18 protein-coding genes are annotated in these 18,057 nt (G+C 61.8%); 6 read left to right on the forward strand and 12 right to left on the reverse strand.

What is annotated here, in order from left to right; genetic code table 11:
• Window positions 1-42 precede the first annotated feature (42 nt).
• The 3 genes from AC6GQJ_RS04920 (at window position 43) to AC6GQJ_RS04930 (ending at window position 3,039) form a co-directional block, all read left to right on the forward strand.
• On the forward strand, window positions 43-1,113 hold the full coding sequence (locus AC6GQJ_RS04920) for a flagellar motor switch protein FliG (protein WP_500772337.1): 1,071 nt from the start codon (window positions 43-45) through the stop codon (window positions 1,111-1,113).
• A 117-nt stretch (window positions 1,114-1,230) separates the two neighbouring features.
• Window positions 1,231-2,115, forward strand: coding sequence for a DMT family transporter (locus AC6GQJ_RS04925; RefSeq protein ID WP_500772339.1), 885 nt, complete (start codon window positions 1,231-1,233; stop codon window positions 2,113-2,115).
• A 9-nt stretch (window positions 2,116-2,124) separates the two neighbouring features.
• A complete protein-coding gene (locus tag AC6GQJ_RS04930; protein ID WP_500772341.1) occupies window positions 2,125-3,039 on the forward strand; it encodes a lysophospholipid acyltransferase family protein in 915 nt (304 codons plus the stop codon).
• A gap of 1 nt (window position 3,040) precedes the next feature.
• Here the strand turns inward: AC6GQJ_RS04930 and AC6GQJ_RS04935 are convergent, their stop codons facing one another.
• Window positions 3,041-3,766 (reverse strand): DUF1223 domain-containing protein, encoded by a 726-nt coding sequence (locus AC6GQJ_RS04935; RefSeq protein ID WP_500772343.1) that lies wholly within the window; start codon window positions 3,764-3,766, stop codon window positions 3,041-3,043.
• 242 nt (window positions 3,767-4,008) lie between these two features.
• Between AC6GQJ_RS04935 and acnA the strand changes: the two genes are divergently transcribed.
• Window positions 4,009-6,777, forward strand: a complete 2,769-nt coding sequence (gene acnA / locus AC6GQJ_RS04940) for an aconitate hydratase AcnA (RefSeq protein WP_500772345.1) — start codon at window positions 4,009-4,011, stop codon at window positions 6,775-6,777.
• Between the two features lie 177 nt (window positions 6,778-6,954).
• On the opposite strand, the gene AC6GQJ_RS04945 is transcribed toward acnA, so the two are convergent.
• The 10 genes from AC6GQJ_RS04945 to yajC all read right to left on the reverse strand — a co-directional run bounded on the left by AC6GQJ_RS04945 (window position 6,955) and on the right by yajC (window position 13,859).
• Window positions 6,955-7,494 (reverse strand): DsbE family thiol:disulfide interchange protein, encoded by a 540-nt coding sequence (locus tag AC6GQJ_RS04945; RefSeq protein WP_500772347.1) that lies wholly within the window; start codon window positions 7,492-7,494, stop codon window positions 6,955-6,957.
• Window positions 7,487-7,642, reverse strand: coding sequence for a heme exporter protein CcmD (gene ccmD / locus AC6GQJ_RS04950; protein ID WP_500772349.1), 156 nt, complete (start codon window positions 7,640-7,642; stop codon window positions 7,487-7,489). The genes AC6GQJ_RS04945 and ccmD overlap by 8 nt, the downstream gene beginning before the upstream one ends.
• Window positions 7,635-8,366, reverse strand: a complete 732-nt coding sequence (locus AC6GQJ_RS04955; protein WP_500772351.1) for a heme ABC transporter permease — start codon at window positions 8,364-8,366, stop codon at window positions 7,635-7,637. The genes ccmD and AC6GQJ_RS04955 overlap by 8 nt, the downstream gene beginning before the upstream one ends.
• Before the next feature lie 36 nt (window positions 8,367-8,402).
• Window positions 8,403-9,059, reverse strand: coding sequence for a heme exporter protein CcmB (ccmB, locus tag AC6GQJ_RS04960; RefSeq protein ID WP_500772353.1), 657 nt, complete (start codon window positions 9,057-9,059; stop codon window positions 8,403-8,405).
• On the reverse strand, window positions 9,056-9,670 hold the full coding sequence (gene ccmA, locus AC6GQJ_RS04965; RefSeq protein ID WP_500772355.1) for a heme ABC exporter ATP-binding protein CcmA: 615 nt from the start codon (window positions 9,668-9,670) through the stop codon (window positions 9,056-9,058). Before ccmA ends, ccmB begins: the two co-directional genes overlap by 4 nt.
• 113 nt (window positions 9,671-9,783) lie before the next feature.
• The gene (locus AC6GQJ_RS04970; RefSeq protein ID WP_500772357.1) at window positions 9,784-10,137 is read right to left on the reverse strand and encodes an Mth938-like domain-containing protein; all 354 of its coding nucleotides are present in this window, start codon (window positions 10,135-10,137) and stop codon (window positions 9,784-9,786) included.
• 3 nt (window positions 10,138-10,140) lie between these two features.
• The gene (locus tag AC6GQJ_RS04975; protein ID WP_500772359.1) at window positions 10,141-10,926 is read right to left on the reverse strand and encodes a sulfite exporter TauE/SafE family protein; all 786 of its coding nucleotides are present in this window, start codon (window positions 10,924-10,926) and stop codon (window positions 10,141-10,143) included.
• Between the two features lie 18 nt (window positions 10,927-10,944).
• Window positions 10,945-11,913 (reverse strand): protein translocase subunit SecF, encoded by a 969-nt coding sequence (secF, locus tag AC6GQJ_RS04980; protein ID WP_500772361.1) that lies wholly within the window; start codon window positions 11,911-11,913, stop codon window positions 10,945-10,947.
• 3 nt (window positions 11,914-11,916) lie between these two features.
• Window positions 11,917-13,581, reverse strand: a complete 1,665-nt coding sequence (secD, locus tag AC6GQJ_RS04985; RefSeq protein WP_500772363.1) for a protein translocase subunit SecD — start codon at window positions 13,579-13,581, stop codon at window positions 11,917-11,919.
• The gene (gene yajC / locus AC6GQJ_RS04990; protein WP_500772365.1) at window positions 13,581-13,859 is read right to left on the reverse strand and encodes a preprotein translocase subunit YajC; all 279 of its coding nucleotides are present in this window, start codon (window positions 13,857-13,859) and stop codon (window positions 13,581-13,583) included. The genes secD and yajC overlap by 1 nt, the downstream gene beginning before the upstream one ends.
• A gap of 135 nt (window positions 13,860-13,994) precedes the next feature.
• On the opposite strand from yajC, the gene AC6GQJ_RS04995 reads away from it, so the two are divergent.
• Both AC6GQJ_RS04995 and serS read left to right on the forward strand, forming a co-directional pair.
• On the forward strand, window positions 13,995-15,452 hold the full coding sequence (locus tag AC6GQJ_RS04995) for a pentapeptide repeat-containing protein (protein ID WP_500772367.1): 1,458 nt from the start codon (window positions 13,995-13,997) through the stop codon (window positions 15,450-15,452).
• A gap of 124 nt (window positions 15,453-15,576) precedes the next feature.
• Entirely contained in the window at window positions 15,577-16,869 is a 1,293-nt protein-coding gene (gene serS, locus AC6GQJ_RS05000; RefSeq protein ID WP_500772369.1) for a serine--tRNA ligase, read from the forward strand.
• Here serS and AC6GQJ_RS05005 read toward each other — a convergent pair.
• On the reverse strand, window positions 16,861-17,964 hold the full coding sequence (locus AC6GQJ_RS05005; RefSeq protein WP_500772371.1) for a T6SS phospholipase effector Tle1-like catalytic domain-containing protein: 1,104 nt from the start codon (window positions 17,962-17,964) through the stop codon (window positions 16,861-16,863). The genes serS and AC6GQJ_RS05005 overlap by 9 nt on opposite strands.
• Window positions 17,965-18,057: the final 93 nt, after the last annotated feature.

The following is an 18,057-nucleotide window of genomic DNA, read 5'->3' on the forward strand; positions in this document are numbered from 1 at the left end:
CATTGCCTGCCAGAACAAGCGCAAACAGCTTGAAGGCAGGACATGACAGATCTGGTTCCCATGTCCGCCGCCCCTGCACCTATGCGTCAGGGCGGCGGCTCTCTTCCACGTCCCACGTCGCTTAGCCGTCGCGCCAAGGCCGCGATTGTCGTGCGCCTGCTGCTGAACGAAGGGGCCGACATTCCGCTTGAGGATCTGCCAGAGGATTTGCAGGCCCAGCTGACCAAGGCGATGGGCTCCATGCGCCTTGTGGACCGCGACACGCTCGAGTCCGTGATTTCCGAATTTTCCGCTGAACTCGAACGCATCGGGCTCAGCTTTTCAGGTGGTATGGCGGGGGCGCTGACGGCCCTTGATGGCAAGATCAGTGCCCAAACCGCCGCGCGCCTGCGCAAAGAGGCGGGCGTGCGCGAATCCGGCGATCCGTGGAAGCGTATCCGCGACATGGGCCCCGACCTTCTGGTGCCTGTCCTCGAACAGGAAAGTATCGAAATCGCTGCCGTGATGCTTTCCAAGCTCGACGTGCCCAAGGCAGCGGAATTGCTGGGCAAATTGCCGGGACCGCGCGCACGCCAGATCACCTATGCTGTGTCGAAAACCGGTGCCGTGACGCCCGACGCGGTGGAACGGATCGGGTTGTCGCTGGCCGCGCAGCTTGATGCGCGCCCCGTACTGGCCTTTTCGGACGGGCCGGTGGAACGGGTGGGCGCGATCCTCAACTCCTCCACCTCCGTCACACGCGACGATGTGCTGGCGGGACTGGACGAAAGCGATGAGGGCTTTGCCAACGCGGTGCGCAAGGCAATCTTTACCTTTGCCAATATCCCCGCCCGCATTGCGCCGCGTGATATCCCCCGCATCCTGCGCGATATCGAACAGTCCGACCTTGTCACCGCCCTTGCCGGCGCGCCCGCCATGGGGATGGAGGCAAGCGTGACCTTCATTCTGGAAAACATGTCGGGCCGTCTGGCCGATCAACTGCGCGAGGAAGTGGCCGAGGCTGGCACCCCGAAACCCGCCGACACCGACGCCGCCATGGCCGCGATCGTGACCGTGATCCGCACCATGGAATCCTCGGGCGATCTGATGCTGGTCAACGAGGAGGAAGGCTAGCGGCAACGCGGTCGGCCCCGCGTGCCCAGCGCGCAGCGGCACTATCCACCCCTTGCCGCCGCGTCCAAATCCCCCGCGCCCATTCCCTTGGGCAGGCAAACCCACTATGGCGCAGGGATGACAGCGATTTCCCCTCCGCCCACCCGCGCCATCCTGCTCGCTATTGCGGCCATCTTCTGCTTTGGGCTGATGGATGTGTCGGTCAAGGCCGTCACCCCGACCACCGGCACCATCCCCGCCCTTTGGGCCCGCTATGCCGGACAGATGGTCATCGTGTTGGTGCTGGTCGCCCCGCGCCTGTCAACCGTCGTGCGCAGCGAATACCCCAAGCTGCAAATCACCCGCTCGATCCTGCTCATGGCGGCGACGTTCTTCTTCTTCCTCGCCTTGGGCCAGATCGGTCTGGCCGAGGCGACTGCCGTCATCGCCGTCAATCCGGTCCTCATCACTTTGGGCGGCGCGCTGTTTTTGAAAGAAGCCCTTGGCCCGCGCCGCATCTTTGCCATTGCGCTGGCGATGCTGGGCGCGCTGATCGTCATCCGCCCCGGATCGGAAGTCTTCCAATTGGCCAGCCTTCTGCCCCTGATCGCGGCCTTCTGCTTTGCGGGCTATACCCTCATCACCCGCCGCTTGGGGCCAAGCGAGGATGTCTGGACGTCGCTTTTCTACACCGGCCTTGTGGGGTCGATCCTGCTGACGGCGGTAGTGCCCTTCTACCTCGAGGCGCTGGATACACGTGCTGTTCTGCTGCTGATCGCCATCGGCGCGGCGGGCACAGCGGGGCAGTTGATGCTGATCCGCGCCCTGTCCATTGCCGAGGCGGGCCTGCTTGCGCCCTTCAACTATTGCGGTCTGGTCTTTGCCGTGTTCTGGGGGCTGGTCCTGTTTGACGAGGTGCCCGACACGCTCACCCTGCTGGGTGCGCTTGTGATCGCCAGTGCGGGGATTTATGTCTGGTACCGAGAAACGCGGCGCCCTGCCCGCATCAAGCCCGCTGTGTAACAGGTTGCCATGCGCCACGATCCAGACGACATCCCCCTGCTGACCAATGTCGGCTATCACATCACCAACCTGATCGCGCGGCTGTTCATCAACCTTGCCCTTGCGTTGCCCTATCGCTGGCGGGTGCCGTTCATGGGCTGGATCATGTCGCGCCTGATCGGCCCCGCCGCCGGTTTCCTGTCGCGCGGCGAACAGCATGTGACCTTTGCCATGCCGCATTTGCCCAAGGCCGAACAACAGCGCATCGCGCGCGCCAGCCTCGACAATTTCGGACGCACCCTGATCGAGAACTATTCGACCAAAGATTTGCTGGCCCGTCAGGAAGGGGCCGAAGTCTCGGGCGGCGGGTTGGAGCATTTGCAACAGGCGGCACAGGACGGACGGCCCGTTATCCTCGTCTCGGGGCATTTCGGCAATTACGAGGCGTTGCGCGCCACGCTGCTGGGCATGGGTTTTGAGGTGGGCGGGCTCTATCGCGATATGTCCAACCCCTATTTCAACGCCCATTACGTGCGCACCATGCAGGATCTGGGCGGCCCCGTCTTTGCCCAAGGGCGCAAGGGCACCGCAGGGTTTGTGCGCCACCTCAAGGACGGGGGCCAGCTTGTGCTGCTGTTTGACCAGCATGTGCAGGGCGCGCCGGTGCTGAAATTCCTGAACCGCCCTGCCCGCACCGCCATTTCAGCCGCCGAACTGGCGCTGCGTTATGATGCGGTGCTGATGCCCTTTTACGGTATTCGCAAGCGCGACGGGCTGGGGTTCGACTGTGTGCTGGAAGAACCGATTGCCCATACAGATGCGATGACCATGACCCAGGCCATGAACGACAGCATCGGCAAGCGCATCCGCGCCCATCCCGAACAATGGCTGTGGGTGGCGCGCCGCTGGCGGGCCGAGGATCAGGACACCGACGCCCCGCGCTAATCTACTTGATCTGGGCGGCGGCAAGGATCGGCCCCTGCGGCCCCTGCTGGATCAATACCACCACGGGCGCATCACCGCGCAGCTCGGCCTGAAGGGTCAGATCGTTTTGCCCGTCCCATTCGCCCAGCACAGTCCAGTCCTGCGTGACATTCGCATAGCTGATTGTGTGGCCCGCATTCTCGCCCCGCGTGATCGCCGTGGTCTGTTCGGGCAAATAGCGCACCAGATGCACCCGCATCGGGCCCCCTTGCCCGCCTGCATTCTGCGCCGCGACGGACAACGTGTCTGACTGGCGCGCAATGCGCAGGGATACCGGCGACGGTTGCGCCGCATGTTCCGCAATGGCGCGGGCCAGATCCATGGGCCGCGCGCCCACAATATCGGTGGTCCCGTTGATGATCATCTGCGGCGTATAGACCGACCGGCGTCCCGCCGCGCGCGCATAGCCACGCTGGCGGTCGGCATAGGCCGGATCGGCAAATTCGTCAGTCCAGCCAATATAGTCCCAGTAATCCACATGCAGCGCCAGCGCGATCACATCGTCCCGCTTGGCCAGATCATGCATCAGCTTGTCCGCTGGCGGGCAGGACGAACACCCCTGAGAGGTAAAAAGCTCGACCACCACAGGCGATTTCGCCACGGCGGGCGTGCCACCTTGCGACTGCGCCAGTGCAGGCGACGCGACGGGCAACAACGCCGCCAGGATCAGGGGAATCACGTATTTCATATGTCGGATAAGCATCTTTCGGGTTCTGATGACCGGTTGCTACACCCTAAGGAACTCTGCTGCGATGTGCCAATCAAGGTTTGTTGAGCCGATGTGACAGGCAGATCACGCTGTTGCGCTAAAAATCTGTACACCATGGTATACAAAACAGCGGATTTTGGCCAATTTCAGTTGAATAAACCGCACCCATCAGGCATGACGCGGGGGAATAACTGCCCTCCTCTCCGGATAAGGAACCCTTCATGCCCATTACCGTTGGTCACGACTCAAGCAAAACGCGCAAAACGCTCAGCGTCGGCACCCAATCCGTCGATTACTACTCCATCAATGCCGCCACCGAAGCAGGCCTTGGCGACTTTTCCCGCCTTCCCGCCGCCCTCAAGGTCGTGCTGGAAAACATGCTGCGCTTCGAGGACGGCAAGACCGTCAACACGGACGACATCAAGGCGTTCTCCGAGTGGGCCGACAAAGGCGGCAAGAACCCCCGCGAAATCGCCTACCGCCCTGCCCGCGTTCTGCTGCAGGACTTTACCGGCGTGCCAGCGGTTGTGGACCTTGCCGCGATGCGCGACGCGCTTGTCTCGCTTGGTGGTGACGCTGAACAGATCAACCCGCTGAACCCTGTCGATCTGGTCATCGACCACTCGGTCATGATCGACGAGTTCGGCAACCCGCGCGCGTTCCAGATGAACGTGGACCGCGAATACGAACGCAACATGGAACGTTACACCTTCCTCAAATGGGGTCAGTCGGCGTTTAACAACTTCCGCGTTGTGCCCCCCGGAACCGGCATCTGCCACCAGGTGAATCTCGAGTACCTGTCGCAAACCGTCTGGACCGACACCGATCAGGACGGCACCGAAGTCGCCTATCCCGACACGCTGGTCGGCACCGACAGCCACACCACCATGGTCAACGGCGCGGCCGTTCTGGGCTGGGGCGTTGGCGGGATCGAGGCCGAAGCCGCCATGCTGGGTCAGCCGATCTCGATGCTGATCCCCGAAGTGGTCGGTTTCGAACTGACCGGCACCATGATGGAAGGCACCACAGGCACCGACCTCGTGCTGAAAGTCGTTGAAATGCTGCGCGAAAAAGGCGTGGTGGGCAAATTTGTCGAATTCTACGGCGAAGGCCTGAACCGCCTGCCACTGGCAGACCGTGCCACCATCGCCAACATGGCGCCCGAATACGGCGCGACATGCGGCTTCTTCCCGATTGACGACGAAACCCTGCGCTACCTGCGCAACACGGGCCGCGCCGAAGACCGCATCGCGCTGGTCGAAGCCTATGCCAAGGAAAACGGGATGTGGCGCGGCGATGACTATGCGCCGATCTACTCGGACACGCTGCACCTCGACATGGGCACCATCGTGCCTGCGATCTCGGGCCCCAAACGCCCGCAGGACTATATCTCGCTCGACAACGCGGCTGACACGTTCCACGCCTATGTGCAGGGCCAGCGCCACGAGAAAGACGCCACCCCCCGCGCCGAAGGCCGCTGGGAAGCCGAAGGCGGCCAGCCCGAACCAACCGCCATTCCCGGCGATCAGGGCAGCCACCGCCGCGGCTACAATGCCGACGAAGGCTACCAACTGCATGACGGCTCGATCGTGATTGCATCGATCACCTCCTGCACCAACACCTCGAACCCCTATGTGATGATCGGTGCGGGCCTCGTGGCGCGCAAGGCCGCCGCACTGGGCCTGAACCGCAAACCGTGGGTCAAAACCTCGCTCGCACCAGGCAGCCAGGTTGTCAGCGCCTATCTGGAGGCCGCGGGCCTGCAGGAAGACCTCGACAAGATCGGCTTCAACCTCGTCGGCTACGGCTGCACCACCTGTATCGGCAACTCCGGCCCGCTGGCTCCGTCGATCTCCAAGACGATCAACGACAACGATCTGATCGGCGTCAGCGTCCTGTCCGGCAACCGCAACTTCGAAGGGCGGATTTCGCCTGACGTGCGCGCCAACTACCTCGCCTCGCCCCCGCTGGTCGTGGCCTATGCGCTGGTGGGCGACATGAACGTCGACATCACCACCGCGCCACTGGGTCAGGACAAGGACGGCAACGATGTCTTCCTGAAAGACATCTGGCCCACCAGCAAGGAAGTTGCCGACCTCGTCGAGGAAACCGTCACCCGCGAAGCGTTCCAGACCAAATACGCGGACGTGTTCAAAGGCGACGAGAAATGGCAGGCGGTCGAAACAACCGACGCGCTGACCTATGACTGGCCACCGGCTTCGACCTATGTGCAGAACCCGCCCTACTTCCAGGGCATGGACGCCAATCCCGGCACCATCGACAACATCGACGGCGCCAAAGTGCTGGCGATCCTTGGCGACATGATCACAACGGACCACATCTCGCCCGCAGGTTCGTTCAAGGAAACGACACCCGCAGGCCAGTACCTGATCGAACGTCAGGTCCAACCGCGCGAGTTCAACTCCTACGGCTCGCGCCGTGGCAACCACGAAGTGATGATGCGCGGCACCTTCGCCAACATCCGCATCCGTAACGAGATGCTGGACGGCGTCGAGGGCGGCTACACCAAAGGCCCAGATGGCGAACAGACCTCGATCTACGACGCGGCCATGGCGCATCAGGCCGACGGCACACCGCTGGTGGTCTTCGGCGGCGAACAATACGGCGCAGGCAGCTCGCGTGACTGGGCGGCCAAAGGCACGGCCCTGCTGGGTGTGAAAGCCGTGATCGCGGAAAGCTTCGAGCGTATCCACCGTTCGAACCTCGTCGGCATGGGCGTCATACCCTTCGAATTCACCGGCGGCGACACCCGTAAATCGCTGGGCCTAACCGGAGAGGAAACCGTTTCGATCACCGGCCTCGACACCATCAAGCCACTGGAAGTGGTGCCCTGCACCATCACAATGGCCGATGGCTCGACCAAGGAAATCCAGCTGAAATGCCGGATCGATACCGCGATCGAGATCGAATACATCGAACATGGCGGCGTCCTGCACTACGTGCTGCGCAACCTCGCCAAAGTGGCCTGATCAGCACACCGGCCACGTGCCACCTGAAACAAAAGAAGCCCCGGAGAAACCTCCGGGGCTTTTTGTCATTCATTGTTCTTCAAATATGCAAATGCCACGCCAGCAGCATAGGCAGGATTTGCATATTTATGGGAACAATGATGGGGAAGACGGGAAAGAAAATTCGGTCTGGATGCGCTAGTCGGATTGCGCTTTGCTAAGCGCTGGTACGAACCTTTGTTCGTAATCCGATCCGACCAATGGTCCGATATAGCGGAACAGCACGGTGCCGTCTCGTCCAAGGATAAAAGTTTCCGGCGGCGCGGTAACGCCCCATTCGATGGCCGAGCGGCCGGCAGGGTCAAAGGCGATGCCGCTGAACGGATTGCCGTCGTCGGTCAGGTAACTGATCGCAGCGTCTTCCTTGTCGCGGAAGTTCACGCCGATGATCGGCACGCCCTCGGCGGCGAGTTCAAGCAACCGTGGATGTTCCGCGCGGCAGGGCGGGCACCAAGAGGCCCAGAAGTTGACCAGCGTGACCTCTCCACTGGCGAGCATTTCGGGCGTCACACCGGGAAAATCGCCAAGCGTTTCTGTGGTGAGTTCGGGGGCCGCGCCGCCAATCCGCGTGCTGGGCAACTCGTTCGGGTTATCGCGGAACATGCCCACTGCCGACAGGCCGACAAAGCCTGCAAAGATCGCAATCGGCGCCAGCATCAGGGGCGAGACCTTAGCCATTACGTTTCACCCTGTCTTCCACGTCGCGCATGGCCGCGCGCGCACGGCGGCCTTTCCACAGGCTCATCGCCACGCAGACCGCCAGCAGCACCAGCGACACCGCATAGGCCGACAGGACCGCGTCCGCATATTTCCCCAGATCAGGCATTGCGCGTCTCCCTCATGATCAGCGCACGGGTGCGCCGCAGCCGGATTTCTGTGCCCGTGCGATACAGCACCAGCGCCAGAAACAGCAGCACAAACCCCGCGATACAGACCAGCAGCGGCTGATAGAACACGTCCGCCACGTTCTCTTCCTTATCAAGGCTCAGCGACGCGCCCTGATGCAGCCCTTGGTTCCAGAAGTTGACCGCATAGCGGCTCAGCACCGCAAACACCGTCCCCACGAGGCACAGGATCGAGGTCAGGTCCGCTGCCGTGTCCGGATCCTCTATCGCTTCCCACAGGGCGATATAGCCAAGGTAGAACAGGAACAGGATCAAGAACGAGGTCAGGCGCGGATCCCACGCCCACCACGTACCCCACATCGGCTGGCCCCAGATCGCGCCGGTCATCAGCGCGATCAGCGTCATGACGACCCCCACAGGGGCCGCCGCCTTGGCCGCAAGGGCAGACACATGGTGCCGCCGGATGATCCAGATGAGCGAGGCCACAAGCATCATGAACCAAGCATTGATCGCCATCAGCGCCGCAGGCACGTGCAGATAGATGATCTTGACAGTCGAACCTTGGCGGAAATCGTCAGGCGTCCAGAAGAACCCCCACACCAATCCCACCACCAGACAGGTGCCGGACAGCGCCCACAGCCACGGCAGCACGCGCTCGCTCAGGCGCAGAAACTTCACCGGATTGGCATATTCCCAAAGTGACATGGCTTCTCCTCAGACGCGCGACCTTTGCCCGCCCGTTTATCGCAAATTCACCCGCAAAACAGCCCCTGCGGCAAAAGGCATCGCCGCCAGCACAGCCGCAGTGATCCCCGCCAAAAACAGCAGCGGTGTCGTCGGGTCCAGCCCCTCGGCCCCCCGCCGCGCCGCCTCGGCCCCAAAGATCAGCGTCGGCACGTAAAGCGGCAGAACCAGCAGCGACATCAGCAACCCGCCCCGCTTGATCCCCACAGTCAGTGCCGCGCCGAACGCGCCGATCATCGACAGTGCCGGCGTGCCAAGCGCAAGGCTCGCCACCACCACGCCATAGCCCTGAGGCGCAAGGTTCAACAACACACCCAGCACCGGCGCAACCAGCACCAGCGGCAGACCCGTGGTGACCCAATGCGCCCCCGCCTTGACGGCCACAACCCCCTCCAGCGGCAGGGGCGACGTCGCCAGCAGATCCAGCGCGCCATCCTCCCAATCCACGGCCAGCAACCGGTCCAGCGACAGCAGGCAGGCCAGCAACGCGCCCAGCCACAACACACCCGGCGCAATCCGCGCCAGCAAATCCGGCGCGGGGCCAACACTGAACGGCACCAGCACCACAACAATCAGGAAAAACGCAAGCCCAAGGCCGAAACCGCCCCCCGCCCGCAAGGCCAGCGCCAGATCACGCAGGAACAACGCCCTCACAGGAACGCCTCGTCCGCAAAGGGCACCGCACCCGCCACAGCGCGATAAGGCGTCACATCCAGCACATCGGCGCGCAACCCCAGATCAATATGCGTCGCGATCAGCGCCGCGCCACCGCTCGCCATATGCGCGCGCACGGCATCGGCAAACAGGGCCACCGATGCTGCATCCAGCGACACGGTCGGCTCGTCCAGCACCCACAGGGGCCGCCCCGTCACCACCAGCCGCGCCAGCCCCAGCCGCCGCTTCTGTCCGGCCGACAATTGCCCTGCCCGCCGGTCCGCCAGATCCTCAAGGTTGAATGCCGCCAAGGCCGCATCGATCCCGCGCTGCCCGAACACCGCCGCCCAGAACCGCAGGTTCTCGGCCACGCTCAGCGCCGCTTTCAACCCATCCGCATGGGCAGCATAGGCGACCTGATCCTCCGCCCCCTGCACGCTGCCCGCCATCGGCTCCTGCAAGCCCGCGACACAGCGCAACAGCGTCGTCTTGCCCGCCCCGTTCGGCCCGCGCAGCACAAGCGCCGCGCCCCCCGACAGGGCAAAGGACACCCCCGCCAGTACCGGCACCCCGCCACGGCCCACGGCCAGATCAGTTACGCGCAATTCCATAGCTCAGGCTTAGCGAGGGTGCAGGACCAAGGAAAGCCCCACACACCCCTTCTCTGTTCCAAAAAAATCCCGGGGGACGGCCGCAAGGCCGGGGGCAGCGCCCCCTGCACGGCTCAGACAGGCAGCATCGCAAGGGCAACGCGCCGCCCTTCGCTCAGAAGAATGTTGTAGGTCCGCGCCGCCGAAGGCGAGGACATGACCTCGACCCCGATGCCCGCCTCTTCCAGCTTGGCGCGAAACGGGGCGGGAATATGGGCGATCTCGCCCCCCGTGCCGATGAACAGCACATCCACGTGCCCCGCCAGCGCCAGCAGCGCCTCGGGCTCGTCATAGCCACCCCACGGGCCGGTGCCCTGCGGGCCGGTCAGCACCGCGCCCTCGATCACCTCGCCGCCAATGCGAAAGAAATTCGGCCCATAGCCCTCAACCGGCTTGGCATCGTTATAGGTGATCTCGTTCAGGCGCATGGGTCAACTCCAAAGAGGGAGGCTTATCAGGATCGATGCCCCGATAATGCCATAAGCTATGCTGCGATATAGCGCCTGTCGCGCAGGGTCAAACAACCGCTGCCCAAGACGCGCGGCCAGACCATAAGGCACGATCAACAGCAGGCCCAGCACCACGGCCTGCACGCTCAGCATCCCCTGCAACGCCATCAGGGGCGCGGTCAGCAATCCGGTCATGGTCAGAAACACCAGCGTGTTGGCGCGCGACCGTGCCACGCTGTCCTGCCCGCTTAGCTGGAACAGCACCATGATCGGCCCGACAAGGCCCGTGGCCCCGCCTACCAGCCCCGTGGCCGCCGCCACCCCGCCGCGGGCCAGTGGCGAGGGCTGCGTGGTATAACGCCAGCCCGCCATCAGCGCGACCAGCGTCACACAGGTGACAGCCAGCACCGCCCACCGCATCGTGGTCACATCGTTGCTGCGCAGGATCCACAGACCCACAGGCAGGCACAGGGCTGCCACCACGGTCATCCATGTGACCGACCGCTGGTCCGCTTCGGCCCATGCGCGCGGCACCACGGCAACAAAGGACGCCAGTGCCGACACCGAAAACGCCGCCACTGCCATGTCCACCGGAATGAACCGCGTTGCCACCGGCATGAACACCAGCGCCGCCCCGAAACCGGCAAAGCCGTAAACGACACCAGCCACCACCGTGATGGCGATGACCGCGAACAGGCCATCCATGGCCAATGTCTGGAAAAGAATGTCGCCGATGCAGTCAGGGATGCACGCCCATGTGGCGCTCACACCCCTGACCTGCCCGTATCAGGCATCGATATTGGCGTATTGGTTGCCCGCATTGGCATCCGGCTTGGACCAGTCGCGCTTGACGCCCAGCCACAGCAGCACGGTCGAGGCAACAAAGACCGAGCTATAGGTGCCCACAATCACGCCCCAGATCATCGCAAAGACGAACCCGCGGATCACGTCCCCGCCCAACACATAAAGCGCGATCAGCGCCAGCAATGTGGTGACGGAGGTCATCAGCGTCCGGCTCAGCGTTTCGTTGATCGAGATGTTCAGCACCTCGGCCAAGGGGCGCTTCTTGTACTTGCGCAGGTTCTCCCGCACGCGGTCAAAGACAACCACCGTATCGTTCAGCGAATAGCCCACAATGGTCAGCAAGGCCGCGATGATGGCCAGATCGAATTTGATCTGCAGTTCGGAAAACACGCCGATGGTCAGGATCACGTCGTGGATCAGGGCCACAACCGCGCCCAAGGCGAACTGCCATTCAAACCGCAACCAGATATAGATCAGCACCGCGCCAATCGCCAGAACCACGGCCAATGCCGCCGTCTGGATCAACTCGCCCGACACTTTCGGCCCTACGGATTCGACCGACACGAACTCGATATCCGGCACCGCTTGGGCCAGCGCATCCTCGACCGCGCGGATGGTTTCCGGCGTCACCGCCTCTTGCCCGTCTTGGGCCTGAATGCGCACCATGGCGACATTCTGGTCAGGACCGAATGTGGGGTCGAACACTTCGGTGATCGAAATATCGCCCATCTGCAACGGCGTCATCGCATCGCGGTACTTGCCGATATCGACCGTTTCGGCGCTTTGCGTGCGGATCGTCGTACCGCCACGGAAATCAATGCCGAAGTTCAGCCCCTGAAAGGCGAAAGAGGCAAAGCCCACCACCATCATCAGCGCCGACAGGCCCAGCCACAGCTTCCAGCGGCTAAAGAAGTCGAACGACGTCTCGTCGCGTATCAGTCTCAGACGCATCGCTTATACCTCGATCGTTTTAGGGCGGCGGCGCTCGAACCACATCACCACAAGCAGGCGCGTCACGAAGATCGCCGTGAACACCGATGTCAGGATGCCAAGCCCCAGCGTGATCGCAAAACCGCGCACCGGACCGGACCCCATCGCAAACAGGATGACGGCGGTGATGAACGTGGTGATGTTGGCATCCAGAATGGCCGACAGCGCCTTTTCATAGCCCAGTTCAATCGCCCGCGCAGGCCCGCGTGCGGATTTCAGTTCTTCGCGGATACGTTCGAAAATCAGCACGTTGGCATCCACCGCCATACCGACCGTCAGAACGATCCCCGCAATCCCTGGCAAGGTCAGCGTCGCCCCGATCAGGCTCAGCAAGCCAAAGATCAGCCCGATGTTGATGATCAGCGCGATATTGGCAAACAGACCGAACAGCCCATAGCTCAGCACCATGAACACAAGCACGCCGCCAAAGGCCACGATGGTCGCGATCTTGCCCGCGTCAATACTGTCCTGCCCCAGTTCCGGACCGATTGTGCGCTCTTCAAGGAAGGTCAACTCGACCGGCAAGGCACCGGCCCGCAGCAGGACCGACAGGTTGGTGGACTCTTCGACATTGAAGTTGCCGGTGATGATCCCCGACCCGCCCGGAATGTGGCTCTGGATCACGGGGGCGCTGACCACTTCGTCATCCAGTACGATGGCAAAGGGCGACCCGATATTTTCCGCCGTATAATCGCCAAAGACGCGCGCGCCGCTGGTGTTGAAGCGGAAACTCACCGCCGGATTGCCGTTCTGATCAAAGGACGGCTGCGCATCCACCAGATCCTCGCCCGTGACCACAGGCGCGCTTTCCACGATGTAATACAGGCCCGGCTCGTCCAGCGACGGGATCAGCTTGTTGCCGACACCGGCGGACTGGTTTTCATCCGATGTGCGCGACACGACGGGGTTAAAGGTCAACTGCGCCGTGGTGCCGATGATCTCTTTCAGCTCGGCAGCGGACCCGATGCCCGGCACCTGAATAAGAATACGCTGCGCACCCTGACGCTGGATCGTGGGTTCGCGCGTGCCAACCTCGTCGATCCGACGGCGCACGATTTCCAGCGATTGCTTGACCACGCGTTCGTCGCTGGCCAGCTTTTCCGCATCGCTCAGCGTGACGACAATCACATCCGGCCCGTCTGCACGCACCTCGATGTCATTGGCCCCCACACCTGTCAAAGTCTGCACCGGCACGGCCAGCGTGCGCACAACCTGCAACGCGCGCTGCATGCCCGACGGCTCGCCAATACGCACGCGCAACACATCGGGGGCAGATTGCTGCAAACGGATGGTACCGACCGTGGCGCGCTCGGGGCGCAACGCATCGCGCACCGCAGGCCACATCGCCTCCATCCGGCTGGCATAGGCATCTTCAACCTGCACCTCGGCCAGCAGATGCGCACCACCGCGCAAATCCAGCCCCAGATTAACCAGCGAAGAAGGCAGCCATTCCGGCCACTGCGCCAAGGCTGTCTGGTTCTCGGGCGTGTCCGCCCCCAGCTCTATCGCTTGGGCGGCATCGTTATGCCCCTCGACACGGGAATAAAACCCGTTCGGCATCGCCAACAACAGACCCAAGGCACAGGTGGCCCAGATCAGAACCCGTTTCCAGCCTTCGATCCGCAGCATTACTTGGCCGGCTCGGTTTTGCTCAGAACAGTCGCGATGGTGGACTGGACAACGCGCACTTTGACGCCTTCGGCCAGTTCGACCTCAACTTCGTTGTCTTCCTTGACCTTGACCACCTTGCCGATCAACCCGCCTTGGGTGACGACCTGATCACCACGGCGCAGGGCGCTGACCATGGCGGCATGCTCCTTCACTTTCTTTTGCTGGGGACGGATCAGCAGGAAATACATGATCCCGAAAATCAGAATCAGGGGAACGAACTGGCCAATGGCTTCCATGGAGGAGGTCCTTATATCAAGAGCCGCCGCGCGGCCCGTATCCAAAGTTTGGCAGAACCTATGGTCGGGGATGGTCAGGCGCAAGGTGCAAAGGGGCGCAAACCGCGCCCAAGAGGCAAGCCAAGGGACTTTTCTTTGACGCAGGTCCGCGTCAAGGTGGCAGGGATGGAGAATACGATCCCGATAAGCGTCACCCTCCCCGCCCCGCTCGTGTGGGGGCTGGTGGTCATTGTCGTCTTATTCGTGGCCAGCGCACTGGTGTTTATCTCTATGCCAAAGGATGGGGACGCCCCACCTCTATCGACCCTGCGGGAAAGCCTCGGCCTCGGCAAACTCCACCCGATCCCGTTCATGGTCCTGCTTGCCTTCTACACCATGCTGGCAAGCGTTCTGGCATTGGGGCTGTTGGGCATGGTGATCGAAGTCATCGCCCACGCTATCCCCACCCGCCGCCTGCCCGCCACCGTTTGGGACTTCCGCTTCAAACTGGTCCAGATCACCGCGCTGACCACCGTGCTGGGTGCAGTCATCGCCCTGCCGATCACGATGTCACGCCTGCGCTTGACGCAGGAACAAAACCAAACAGCGCAAGAGGGCTTGATAACCGACCGCATCTCAAAGGCCGTGGAAGGCCTCGGTTCTGAAAAGCTAGTCAAACGTCAAAGAAAGCGCACATCCGGTAAATGGCCATACCTGCTAACAAAAAATGCTCAAGCAGGAATGTTAAAGCAAACAATGGAGGAAGTAACTGAGCCAAATTTAGAAGTTCGCGTTGGGGCCATCTACGCTTTGGAACGCATTTCACAAGACAGCTTGCGTGATCACATTCAGATTATGGAGGTACTCTGTGCGTACGTCAGGCAGAATAGCCCAGCATTAGATCTCAGTCCCACAGAACAATTGAAAAATCGTGCAACTCCAAGAGTTGACATTCAAACTATCGTTACAGTCATCGGCAGAAGGCAAAAGGATCGCCGGGAGTACGAGGCGATGCACAATTACCAACTCGACTTGCGCAGGAGTGATCTCAGTGGCGCCATCTTTTTGCATGGAAATTACGATGCAGCGATACTAGCATCATGCCGACTCGAAGGTGCCGTTCTAGCCAAGGCCAGCTTTCGAGGAGCGTACTTCGACGGCTCGATAGTTAACCATGTCAATTGGTACGAAGCAGACCTGACGGGGGCGTCATTCCGAACAGTTGTTTTGAACGAACCAAAACCGACTGCGGGCGGAATGAACGAAACATTCAACATGGCTAAATCAATACGCGGTGCGCGATTTGACGGGGCCGACTTAACTGCCGTGGATGATTTTGGTAGCGTTGAGGAAATCACGGATACATTCGGAACCTCGGACACCAAACTGAGCGATGCAGTTGATAGTCAGCGCCAAGGCTTAAAGGAAAACCAGCTAAAGCTACGAAAGGCACTAAGGGATGGGAGCCGTGAAGAGGCGCGGCGAGTATCAGAGGCACTACGAAAGAGCGGGTTCGAACACTGGTCCCCACACCCGAGAACCGACATGAAAACCGAATGGGATTATTCGAAATTGATTAAAAAGCTAGGTCTCGAAGGCTTACCATTTATTTGATTAGTTTGCCTTTAGTTTAATGTACAGGCAACAGTCCCTCCATCCACTATAGTCCTCCCCCTTTTCGTGGCATCAACAATCGGGCATATGTCCCGCAACACGCCCCGCCCAAAGGACAGCACCCATGCATGACATCCGCGCCATCCGAGAGAACCCGACAGCCTTCGACGCCGCCCTTGCGCGCCGTGGGGATGCGCCTCAATCCGCCGCCCTGCTGGCCATGGACGAAGCCCGCCGTGCCAAGATCCTCGCCGCCGAAACCGCGCAGGCCGAACAGAACAAGGCCAGCAAGGAAGTCGGCGCCGCCAAGGGTCGTGGGGACGAGGCCGAATTTGAACGGCTCCGCGCCTTAGTCGCTGAAAAGAAAGCGGAAATTGCCGCCATGCAGGAAGAGGCAAAGGCGCTGGATGCGCAATTGACCGACGCGCTGGCCTATATTCCAAACCTGCCCGCCGATGACGTGCCCGATGGCGCGGATGAGGGTGACAACGTCGAAGTGAACCGTTGGGGCACGCCGCAAGCCTTTGATTTCACGCCCAAAGAACATTTCGAACTGCCCTCCGTCGCGGCCTCCATGGATTTTGAAACAGCGGCCAAGATTTCCGGCAGCCGCTTTGTCCTGCTCTCTGGCGCTGTGGCCCGTATCCACCGCGCGCTGGCGCAGTTCATGGTCGACACACACGTGGACGAAAACGGCCTGACCGAGGTAAACCCGCCCGTTCTTGTCCGTGACGACGCCATGTATGGTACTGATAAACTTCCTAAATTTGGCGAAGACAGCTACCAGACCCGCGAAGGCATGTGGATGATCCCCACCTCTGAGGTGCCGCTGACCTATATCGCCGCAGGCCACGTGATCGACGAATCCTACCTGCCGCGCCGCTATACCGCGCACACGCTCTGCTTCCGTTCTGAGGCCGGTTCGGCAGGGCGCGACACGTCCGGCATGCTGCGCCAGCACCAGTTCGAGAAGGTCGAGATGGTCTCCGTCACCCACCCCGACCACAGCGACGATGAACAGAAACGCATGCTGCGCTGTGCCGAGGGGCTGCTGGAAGCCCTTGAAATCCCTTACAGAACCGTGATCCTTTGCACGGGCGACATGGGGTTCGGCGCGCGCCGCACCTATGATATCGAGGCGTGGTTGCCCGGTCAGGATGCCTATCGCGAGATCAGTTCCGTTTCCACCACGGGCGACTTTCAGGCCCGCCGCATGAACGCCCGTTTCAAGCCCGCAGATGGCGGCAAGCCGCAATTCGTGCACACGCTGAACGGCTCCGGCCTTGCGGTGGGGCGCTGTCTGATCGCGGTGCTGGAAAACGGCCAGAAGGCCGACGGCTCGGTTGCCCTTCCGGCGGTTCTGGCCCCCTATCTGGGCGGCAAGACCACTTTGGGCGCAGACGGTATTCTAGTTTGAAAAGAACCGCTTAAGGCTTCCGGGCCGGTAGTCGGCCAGATCGCGTAGGCGGTTGCGCGTGCTCTCGTGCAGGTCCGTATCGCGCTCTGGCCCGCTGCGCCAAGCCAGCAGGTTCTGCGCGATGGCATAGACCCCGCGCGGGTCGGTTAGGCGCGGGCTGACAAACAGGTGGTCCGCCCCGTCCGTGGTCGGGTCCATCCCGTCGCGATAGGTCAGCGCGGGCGCGCCTTCCGCCACCCAGTGCATCGTGATGCGCGACAGCGCGTCGGTGTTCGCACTGCCCCCGATGATCGCATGATCGCCCACAAACCACATCTGCCGGTACGCCGCCCCGCCCTGCGCATCCCTGCGCCGCGCGTTCAGGTCATCCATGTTGTCCCACAGGGTCGGTTCGTAAAACACACGCCGTTCGTCGCAGGCGACGGCATGGCGGGCCGAGGCGACAAGCGACGACAATTGCATGTCGTGAAACTGGTACTGCCGGTTCCAAAGTGCTGCAACAAAACCGAAAATCGCCACCGGAATGCCCCGCGCCCCCACCGTATCCCAGACACCCAGATAGGCGATATTGACCAGTGGCGCCGGTTTCAGCCGCGCCTTCTGATCCTTCTCAGAGGTAGCAAAACGGGGAGAGATACGCGCCCGCTCGGCCTGAATGTTGGGCATGTCGGGGTGGTTGCCCTTGCCCGCCTTGCGATAAAGGCGAAAGGCCCTCTTGATGCCGCTGGCCGAGGTATCGTCGACAATCCCGCATTTGCGGATCATCCCCGCCACCGACCGCGCCGTGAATGCGCCACGGGAAAAGCCGAACAGGTAAATCTCGTCCCCCGGTTCGTAGATTTCCGCGATGGCGGTATAGGCCGCCTTGACCTTGGCCCCGAGGCCCCAACCGGTCGCGCCACCCAGCACCTTGTTGATGCCACGGGCAAAGAACGTCTCGAAACGGGCATCGTCATTCACGCCCACGCCCGAGAAGTATTTCACCACCTGATGCGGTCCGGTTTCCAGCGCCACAGCCAGTTCGGGCAAGTGGGTCGTATCCGCGATATCGGGCGAATTCCATGTCCCGTCGCATAGCACAACAATGCGTTTCATCGGCAAAATCCAAAGGGTTCAAAGGGTTTGGCGTACTTAAATTACAGTTGGATCATAGGCATCGTCGTAGTATCGGTAAAGCGTTTCACAGGT

The sequence above is a fragment of the Tateyamaria sp. 7Alg 36 genome, from assembly GCF_059882455.1.

Bases quoted from the DNA above. Each gene is read 5' to 3' on its own strand.
- AC6GQJ_RS04930 (WP_500772341.1), top strand. From the start codon at position 2,125: ATGCGCCACGATCCAGACGACATCCCCCTGCTGACCAATGTCGGCTAT.
- ccmD (WP_500772349.1), bottom strand. From the start codon at position 7,642: ATGCCTGATCTGGGGAAATATGCGGACGCGGTCCTGTCGGCCTATGCG.
- serS (WP_500772369.1), top strand. From the start codon at position 15,577: ATGCATGACATCCGCGCCATCCGAGAGAACCCGACAGCCTTCGACGCC.
- AC6GQJ_RS04920 (WP_500772337.1), top strand. From the start codon at position 43: ATGACAGATCTGGTTCCCATGTCCGCCGCCCCTGCACCTATGCGTCAG.
- acnA (WP_500772345.1), top strand. From the start codon at position 4,009: ATGCCCATTACCGTTGGTCACGACTCAAGCAAAACGCGCAAAACGCTC.
- AC6GQJ_RS04935 (WP_500772343.1), bottom strand. From the start codon at position 3,766: ATGAAATACGTGATTCCCCTGATCCTGGCGGCGTTGTTGCCCGTCGCG.
- AC6GQJ_RS04945 (WP_500772347.1), bottom strand. From the start codon at position 7,494: ATGGCTAAGGTCTCGCCCCTGATGCTGGCGCCGATTGCGATCTTTGCA.
- AC6GQJ_RS04925 (WP_500772339.1), top strand. From the start codon at position 1,231: ATGACAGCGATTTCCCCTCCGCCCACCCGCGCCATCCTGCTCGCTATT.
- ccmA (WP_500772355.1), bottom strand. From the start codon at position 9,670: ATGGAATTGCGCGTAACTGATCTGGCCGTGGGCCGTGGCGGGGTGCCG.
- yajC (WP_500772365.1), bottom strand. From the start codon at position 13,859: ATGGAAGCCATTGGCCAGTTCGTTCCCCTGATTCTGATTTTCGGGATC.
- AC6GQJ_RS05005 (WP_500772371.1), bottom strand. From the start codon at position 17,964: ATGAAACGCATTGTTGTGCTATGCGACGGGACATGGAATTCGCCCGAT.
- AC6GQJ_RS04970 (WP_500772357.1), bottom strand. From the start codon at position 10,137: ATGCGCCTGAACGAGATCACCTATAACGATGCCAAGCCGGTTGAGGGC.
- secD (WP_500772363.1), bottom strand. From the start codon at position 13,581: ATGCTGCGGATCGAAGGCTGGAAACGGGTTCTGATCTGGGCCACCTGT.
- AC6GQJ_RS04955 (WP_500772351.1), bottom strand. From the start codon at position 8,366: ATGTCACTTTGGGAATATGCCAATCCGGTGAAGTTTCTGCGCCTGAGC.
- secF (WP_500772361.1), bottom strand. From the start codon at position 11,913: ATGCGTCTGAGACTGATACGCGACGAGACGTCGTTCGACTTCTTTAGC.